The organism is Streptomyces sp. NPDC007164, assembly GCF_040634135.1.
Lineage (GTDB): Bacteria > Actinomycetota > Actinomycetes > Streptomycetales > Streptomycetaceae > Streptomyces > Streptomyces sanglieri.
This window is the reverse complement of record NZ_JBEYFB010000126.1, coordinates 1-3365: the sequence shown is the minus strand read 5'-3', so window position 1 is coordinate 3365 and position 3365 is coordinate 1. Positions and strand designations below refer to the sequence as shown.

The window sequence follows — 3365 nt, the reverse complement described above, 5'->3', positions numbered from 1 at the left end:
GCTACGAACGCAAAGCCGAACACTTCCTCGCCTTCACCAGCATCGCCTGCACCCTCATCTGCTACCGCCGACTGGCCAATTGAGATGACTTCTTATTGTCGCCTTCCCCCCAATAGGTGGTGGCCAGTAGTGCTGGCCTGTGACTGTTCTGCACGTTGCGGTCGGCGTGCGCTGGTGCGGTGATGCCGACTGCGGCTGTGCAGGCGGCCGTGACCGCCAGCCAGATGCGTTTCCTCATCGTCCTTCGTTTCCTCGGGCAGGGCGCGTCTTGTTCATGGTTCCCCGTTTCCCTGTGATGGGCCCTCACCGGTATGGCGCGGGCCTTGGAGCGCGTGATGGTTTGATCGTCGGGGTGGTCGTGCCCTTGCGGACTGGTGGACCCAGGGGCGGAGGTTCGATCCTGTCCGGCACTGTCACGTCGCTATCACCCAGTGTCAGGTCCCGCTCCCGGGCGCGCCGCTGTCGTCTCCGGCAGGCGCGAAGCCCCCGTTCCCGGGCGCGCCGCCGTCGTCTCCGGCAGGCCCGAAGGTCCTGTGCCCGGGTGCGGCGGCTGTGTTGGATGTGGCGGCGTGGGCGGTGCCGGTCACTCCGCCGGCGAGTGCGAGGGCGGTTAGTGACGCGGCGATGAGGTTTCGTGTGCGCATGTGGTGGTCTCCCCCTGTGTGCCGCGTGGGCCGAAAGGACCGGGCGGCATGTGTTCCTCGGAGTGCCGGGTGGCTCCCCGCAAGGCAACACTCGCATTCGCGCGAAGTGCGTGTCCTGGTCGTTCGGGCCCGCCCGAAACGCCCTCGCCAATCGCCCGCCGGGCGCTGAGTTCCTGGAGCGATGGCGCCCGGCTCGGGGTGGTGTCGTCGCGTCAGAGGGTCGCGTTCGAGGAAGGGCACGGCCGCTGCCGGTGCCTGGGTGGCCGTGCACGGCGCCAGGACCATGTCGGTAGCAGCCGGTAGCAGCCGGTAGCAGCCGGTAGCAGCCGGTAGCAGCCGGTAGCAGTCGGCAGTGTTGGTCTGACCATTGCGGTATCCGGCCGGTCAGCCGCCGTGGAGCAGGTGTCTGCCCAGAGGGCTGAGCGAGTGGAGAACCCGGTTGTCCACGCGTCGGGTCACCGCGAGTCCGGCGGTCCGCAGGACTGCGACGTGTTCACTGGCCGAGGATGCGGAGACGGACAGGATGGCGGCCAGCTCGCCGGTGGTGACCGCGCCGTCGAGCGCGGCCAGGACGCGAGCGCGGGTCCGCCCCAGCAGTGGCGCCAGCGCTCGCAGGTCACCGACCGAAGCGGTTTCGGCAGGGGCCGCCGGGTAGACGAGCACCTGCGGCAGGACCGGGTCGGCCAGGGCCACCGGCATCCGCCAGCAGAAGCGCGAGGGCACCAGGCACAGGCCCCGTCCGTCGAGGTAGAGATCGCGGCGCTCCGGATAGGGGGTCTCCAGGACCGGCGGCTCCCACCGCATCAGCGGACGCAAGGACGTGAGCAGTCCCTCTGCTCCGCGGTCACGCAGTGCCCGCAGTCGGATCGCCCGGTCGGCCTCCACGGCGGCCGTGCCGCAGCTCCAGGCGGGCGCGACGACGGCACGATGGACACGCCCCATCGCCAGGGCGAGCCGGTCGAGGCGGTCGGCACGCCCGTCGGCCAGGTCATGAATCCAGCCGGGGACTTGATGATGGCGGGCGAACGCCGTAGTGAGCTCGTCGGCCAGGCGCCGGTGCGGAGTACGGCACAATTCGTCGAGACCGGCACGCATTCCGTCCCGCCCCGACGCGGGTGTGAGGAAATCCGGGAAATATCCTGCCCGTTCGGGCGCGAGCAACCGCACCATGCGCACGTCGGCCGCCAGCTGCGCGCCCGTGACAGCGGCCGCGGCGCGGCGCCGCCACGCAGTGAACGCCGCCGCACCGCCCGCGCCAAGCTGGTGCACCGCAAGCACCGTGTCCCATAAAGGATCCGCTGCCACATGGACCGTCGCCAGGTCCCGGTCGGTGAAGTGAATACGCAGCATGAGTTCCCCGTGCCCCCCGTGGTCATTGAAAAACACGCGGGGAGATGCAAGGGCGGTTCCCCGCTGCGGTAAGTGTTCTCAGCTCCGTGAAAGAACAACTACGACACGGCCGAAACCCAGGCATGGGACCGGGTTCACCCCCGGCTCGCTCACCGTTCCTCATAGCTCGACCATGATGGTGAACTTCCGCTGGTCGAGGGAACGTTGATGCGGTTGAAGGTCGAGCATCTGTCGACGGATCGGGATGCCCCGCCGATGTGGTTATGGTCCTCGAAGACCGGCGTCGGCCCGGATGATGTGAACTGTTCCTGGCAGGCATTTCTCCGCCTCTTCGGTCTGGAGCACACGTGCCGCTTCGCGAAGCACACCCTCGGCTGAACCACCCCGAAACTCCGTACCCCCGAGACGACAGACCGCTGGACCTGGATCCTGATCGTCGCCCACACCCAGCTCCGGCTCGCCGAATCCCTCGCCGCGGACCTCCGCCGGCCCCGGGAGAAACCCACTGCACCCGACCGTCTCACTGCGCGCTGACGGCGACGTGCCGGCGCCGCTGCCGGACGGGCGGCGCCGAGGGGTGCACCACGGCAGTTCCATCAGCCACTGCATCAAGGCTGACGGCCCGACCGAGACCGGACCGGACGGGAGGATAGCCGCCTTGGGCGACACGGCCGATGTGGCCGGCGGCACACTGTCGCTGACGGTGATCCGCGCCGAGCCGGCGCGGATCACTGCGGCACGACAGGCGCCTGATCCCCACCTCCACTGTCTTGACGGACGAGCGCTGCTCGGCCCGGACGAGGCAGACGACCTGACCGACGGCCTTCACCCCACCGCCGCCGCGTACCGCCGAATGGGCAAGCGCTTTGCTGCCCACGCCTTCGCGACCGACGGTCCCTGCCGCTGAGCTGTTCTTGACCTCCGGTGTCGAAATGCGCTTCGAACTGGGCCGCTGGCCTGGGCATTCGCCGGACGCTGAGGCGGCCTTCGTCTGATCATGAGCTCCGAGCCGGGGCGAGTCAGGAACGTCAGCTCGACCGCCGAGTGCATCGCACCCGGCGCACACAGCACCGCGTCCACCAGCTCGAACAGCTCATCGCCACGAAAGGTCGGACACGCGTACTTGTGCACGGAGCTTGCCGGTCCGAGCGGTGTACTGACGTTGGCTCACACAGCTCTGATGGCGCATGGCCGGGCTTGACGTTGCTCTGCCCAGGTGGATGGGGGTGAGGCTGCTTTCGTTCAGCTGACCTCCGCCGGTCAGCCATCGGCAGTACCGGGCGGTCGGTGAGGTCGACTCGGGGCGCCCTGCCGATGTCTCCACCAGCGGGTTTCCCCGAGCCGCCTCCCGAACCCGGCGTGCCCGTCTCC

At 68.9% G+C, this 3365-nt stretch carries 1 protein-coding gene and 2 pseudogenes; 2 read left to right on the top strand and 1 reads right to left on the bottom strand.

Going from position 1 to position 3365, the window contains the following annotated elements:
- Positions 1-1028: 1028 nt before the first annotated feature.
- On the bottom strand, positions 1029-1994 hold the full coding sequence (locus ABZ622_RS41880) for a winged helix-turn-helix domain-containing protein (protein WP_360552564.1): 966 nt from the start codon (positions 1992-1994) through the stop codon (positions 1029-1031).
- A 111-nt stretch (positions 1995-2105) separates the two neighbouring features.
- Here ABZ622_RS41880 and ABZ622_RS41875 point away from each other — a divergent pair.
- A pseudogene (locus tag ABZ622_RS41875) lies at positions 2106-2525 on the top strand (transposase); the annotation flags it as partial.
- Positions 2526-2637: 112 nt separating this feature from the next.
- Positions 2638-2901, top strand: a pseudogene (locus ABZ622_RS41870) (lipase); the annotation flags it as partial.
- Positions 2902-3365 lie beyond the last annotated feature (464 nt).

Coding starts and splice junctions, on each gene's coding strand:
- ABZ622_RS41880 (WP_360552564.1), bottom strand. CDS start 1,994: ATGCTGCGTATTCACTTCACCGACCGGGACCTGGCGACGGTCCATGTG.